Raw genomic sequence first — 4,189 nt, 5'->3', positions numbered from 1 at the left:
CAGGCCGGGGGCCCTCCGTCCCCGGCCTGCCGGGCCGGCGCAATCAGCGCACCATACGAAGGAGCTCCCCCGCCGTGACCAGCAGCACCCCCGGCAAGCACGGCCCCCGGCACGCGCTGGCCCACAGCGACCGGCTGCCCGTCGCACTCACCGCGCTCACCGTCGTCACCGGACTCGTCGACGCGATCAGCTACCTCGGACTCGGCCACGTCTTCACCGCCAACATGACGGGCAACGTCGTCATCATCGCGTTCGCCGCGGCCGGGGCACCGGGCTTCTCGCTCCTGGCCTCCCTGGTCTCCCTTGCGGCATTCCTCGGTGGAGCGGTCGTCGCGGGGCGCCTTGAACTGACAATGCGTCAGTATCCGCGCCGGCGCCACCGCTGGGTCTGCATCTGCGTGGCCGTCGAGGCGGTGCTCCTGCTCGCGGCCGCGGCCGTGGCGTTCGCCGCCCCGCACCAGGCGCGCTACCCGCTGATCGTCCTGACGGCGGTGGCCATGGGCATACGCAACGGCACCGTGCGCAAGCTGGCGATCCCTGACATGACCACCACCGTGCTCACCCTCACCGTCACCGGCCTGGCCTTCGACTCCTCGCTCGCGGGCGGCACCAACCCCCGGGCCGCCCGCCGCATCACCGCGGTCCTCGCCATGCTCGCCGGCGCCCTGTCGGGAGCCTGGCTGGTGCTGCACCACGGACTGGGCCTGCCCCTGCTGATCAGCGCCGTGAGCGCCGCGGCCACAGCTCTCGTACTCCTCCGCATCCCCGCGGCGGAATGCAATCACCGGAACTGCACGCCCCACGCACCCTCTTGACCTACCTTCGGGAGATTCCCATGGCTACGATTCCCGTCGACGGGCTGGTCCCCGTCGCCACCGACGACGCCGCTGACCTGGTGGTCCGCAACGCGAAGGTCCACACCGCCGACCCTGGCCGTCCGCAGGCGGGCGCGGTCGCCATCCGGGACGGCCGCATCACCGCCGTCGGCGACGACGCCGACGTCGCACCGCTCGTCGGGCCGCGGACCCGGGTGGTCGACGCACTCGGCCGCAGGGTGGTCCCCGGCCTCAACGACGCCCATCTGCACGTCATCCGCGGCGGCCTCAACTACGTCCTCGAACTGCGCTGGGACGGCGTGCCGTCACTGCGGCAGGCGCTGGCGATGCTGCGCGAACAGGCGGGCCGTACCCCCAAGGGGCAGTGGGTGCGGGTGGTGGGCGGCTGGAGCGCGGACCAGTTCGCCGAACGCCGCCTGCCCACCGTCGCGGAACTGAACGCAGCTGCCCCGGACACCCCCGTCTTCGTGCTGCACCTGTACCAGTCCGCGATCCTCAACCGCGCCGCGCTGAAGGCCGCCGGGTTCACCAAGGACACCCCGGACCCCAGGGGCGGGCAGATCGTCCGCGGCCGCGACGGCGAGCCCACCGGGCTCCTGCTGGCCGCGCCCAGCGCGCTGATCCTCTACTCGACGCTGGCCAAGGCCCCGGTGCCGGCGGACGAGGAGAAGAAGACCTCCACGCTGCACTTTCTGCGCGAGCTCAACCGCTTCGGCCTGACCTCGGCCATCGACGCCGCGGGCGGCTTCCAGAACTTCCCCGACAACTACGGCACCGTCACCGAGCTGGCCAGGGAAGGCAGGCTGTCCCTGCGGATCGCCTACCACCTCTTCCCCCAGACCGCGGGCCAGGAGCTCGCCGACCTCAAGCGCTGGATCGAGATGGTCCGGCCCGGCGACGGCGACGAGTGGCTGCGCCTCAACGGCGCCGGCGAGAACCTCACCTGGGCGGCGGCCGACTTCGAGAACTTCACCGAACCCCGCCCCCGGCTCGGCGACTACGAAGCCGAGTTCGAGGAGGCCGTGCGCCTGCTGTCGGAGAACGGCTGGGGCTTCCGCCTGCATGCCACTTACGACGAGACCATCCGGCGCGACCTGGCGGTCTTCGAGAAGCTCGCCGCCGAGGGGCTGTTCCCGGCAGGCAACCGCTGGCTGTTCGACCATGCCGAGACCGTCACCCCGGAGAGTCTGGACCGCATCGCCGCGCTCGGCGGGGCACTGTCCGTCCAGAACCGGCTGTCCTTCCAGGGCGAGGCGTTCGTCCGCCGCTACGGTGCCGCCGCAGCCGAACAGGCGCCGCCGGTGCGGGCCATGCTGGAGCGCGGGCTGACCGTGGGCGCCGGCACGGATGCCACCCGCGTCTCCTCCTACAACCCCTGGGTCGCCCTGCACTGGCTCGTCTCCGGCAGGACCGTCGGCGATCTGGCCCTCCGCTCCCCGGGCAACCGCGTCGACCGCGAGACCGCACTGGCCCTCTACACCCAGGGCGGCGCGAAGCTGACCGGCGAGGACGACGTCAAGGGCGTCCTGCGCCCGGGCTTCTACGGAGACCTGGCCATCCTCTCCGACGACTTCCTCACCGTGCCGGAGCAGGACATCCCGCACATCGAGTCGCTGCTGACCGTTGTCGGCGGCCGCATCGTCCACGCCGCCGGCGAATACGAGGGCCTGGACGAGGACCTCCCCGCGATCAGCCCGCCATGGAGCCCGGTCGCCCGCTTCGGCGGCTACCAGGCCACCGTCAAACCCAGCGTGTCCGGCGCCCGCCAGGCCGAACTCCTCGGCCAGGCCGTCGCGGAATCCGAGCAGCACCGCCAATGGCGCGCCCAGCGCGGATTCACCCGCGAAGAACCCACCGAGATCTTCGACCCGTGCTTCGTCCTCTGATCCCTGGAATCCGCGCACAGCACATCAGGAGCACCTCATGAACGACCCCGCCGCACCCTTTCCGGCCTTCCAGCGCAGCGCCCAGGAGCTCCTCCTGACCTTCGTCCTGCTGTTCGGCGTGGTGAGCATCGTCCGCTGGGTCATGGGCCCGTCCGCCGTCTCCGACGCGCTCCCCGGCATCCACCTGAAGCTGCTCGTCGTCGGCGCGGCCGTCGGCCTGCTGGTCACCGGGCTCATCCTCAGCCCTCCGGGCAAGCAGTCCGGTGGCCACATGAACCCGGCGATCTCCTTGGCCATGTGGCGCTTCGGGGTCTTCCCGAGCGCGGCCGTCGCACCCTACATCGCGGCCCAACTCGCCGGATCCCTGCTCGGCGTGCTCGCGGCACGGGGCGTCTGGGGCAGCGTCGCCGGAGCTCCTCCAGTGGCCTACGCGGCCATGCAGCCCGCCCCCGGATGGTCGGCCACGGGGCTCTTCCTGGCGGAGACGGCGTCCATGGGCGTGCTCGTGCTGATCGTGGGGCTGTTCCTTCCGGATCACCGGCTGACGCGCTTCATCCCGCACCTGGTGGGCCTCCTCGTCGGCCTGTCCATCGTCCTGCTGGGCACGAGCACCGGCGGCAGCCTCAACCCCGCCCGCCAGTTCGGCCCGGCGCTGGCCGCCGGGCAGTCCCGTTTCCTGTGGGTCTATCTGCTGGCCCCCATGCTCGGCGCCCTCCTGGCGCCCGTCGTACGGGACCTGCTTACCGGAGACCGCCGGGTGCCCACGCACCGGCTGCGTGGCGCCCACGCCGACCGGCCGCGGGTGGACGACCCCGCGGCCCCGTGACCCCGCCGGCGGCAGGCGGGGAGGGGACCTGTCACGCTTCTCGCCGCCACCGGCGGCTCAGCCGTGCTTGAGCGCCGCGTCGAGCCACTCCAGGACGTCCGGCGTGACCGGGTCGGTGACGTCGTCGAACTCATCGTGCCCGGCCAGGAACTTCTTCACGTAGGGGCACACCGGCACGACGCGCCTGCCCGTGTCGCGTACGTCGTCCAGCGCTCCGCGTACGAGCCGGGAGGCCAGGCCCTGTCCGGAGAACTCCTCGAAGATCCTGGTGTGGTGGAAGACCCGCTGCTGCCCGCGATCCCGGTAGGCCGTGAATCCGGCGGTCGTGCCGTCGACCTGGATCTCGTAGCGGTTCCGCTCCGGTACGTGCCGCACTGCGGTGACGGTGTTCTGGTCGGTCATCGTGGTTCCTTCTCGGGTCGGGCGGGATTCCTGCGCGGGGTGATGGTGGCGTTGGGGAGGGCGGGGGCGGGGAGGCGGTCGCCGTCGTACCCCTCGACCCGGCCGAACCGGTCCGACTCGCTCTGCCAGGCCTCCCGGGCCCGCACGATGTCGTCGTGGGTGCGGCCGATGAAGTTCCACCACATCACTATCTCCTCCTCGAACGGAGGCCCGCCGAGGAGTACGAGCCGGGCCGGCTC

The 4,189-nt window shown here is 71.9% G+C and carries 5 protein-coding genes; 3 read left to right on the top strand and 2 right to left on the bottom strand.

Annotated features, from left to right (window positions below; translation table 11 throughout):
• Positions 1–74: 74 nt before the first annotated feature.
• Genes SSP24_RS42090 through SSP24_RS42080 form a run of 3 tightly spaced genes read left to right on the top strand, consistent with a single transcriptional unit; the run spans position 75 to position 3,548 of the window.
• Positions 75–815 (top strand): YoaK family protein, encoded by a 741-nt coding sequence (locus SSP24_RS42090; RefSeq protein WP_141316497.1) that lies wholly within the window; start codon positions 75–77, stop codon positions 813–815.
• A gap of 20 nt (positions 816–835) precedes the next feature.
• A complete protein-coding gene (locus tag SSP24_RS42085; protein WP_141316494.1) occupies positions 836–2,722 on the top strand; it encodes an amidohydrolase in 1,887 nt (628 codons plus the stop codon).
• Between the two features lie 37 nt (positions 2,723–2,759).
• A complete protein-coding gene (locus tag SSP24_RS42080) occupies positions 2,760–3,548 on the top strand; it encodes an MIP/aquaporin family protein (RefSeq protein ID WP_141316491.1) in 789 nt (262 codons plus the stop codon).
• A gap of 57 nt (positions 3,549–3,605) precedes the next feature.
• On the opposite strand, the gene SSP24_RS42075 is transcribed toward SSP24_RS42080, so the two are convergent.
• The gene (locus SSP24_RS42075; RefSeq protein WP_141316488.1) at positions 3,606–3,950 is read right to left on the bottom strand and encodes a GNAT family N-acetyltransferase; all 345 of its coding nucleotides are present in this window, start codon (positions 3,948–3,950) and stop codon (positions 3,606–3,608) included.
• Positions 3,947–4,189 (bottom strand): pirin-like C-terminal cupin domain-containing protein (locus SSP24_RS42070; protein WP_280527097.1); only part of this gene is annotated, 243 nt, incomplete at its 5' end. The genes SSP24_RS42075 and SSP24_RS42070, both read right to left, overlap by 4 nt.

Origin of the sequence: Streptomyces spinoverrucosus, from assembly GCF_006539505.1 — a bacterium.
In the GTDB taxonomy this organism is placed as follows: domain Bacteria; phylum Actinomycetota; class Actinomycetes; order Streptomycetales; family Streptomycetaceae; genus Streptomyces; species Streptomyces spinoverrucosus.
This window is presented reverse-complemented; position numbering and strand designations above follow the sequence as displayed.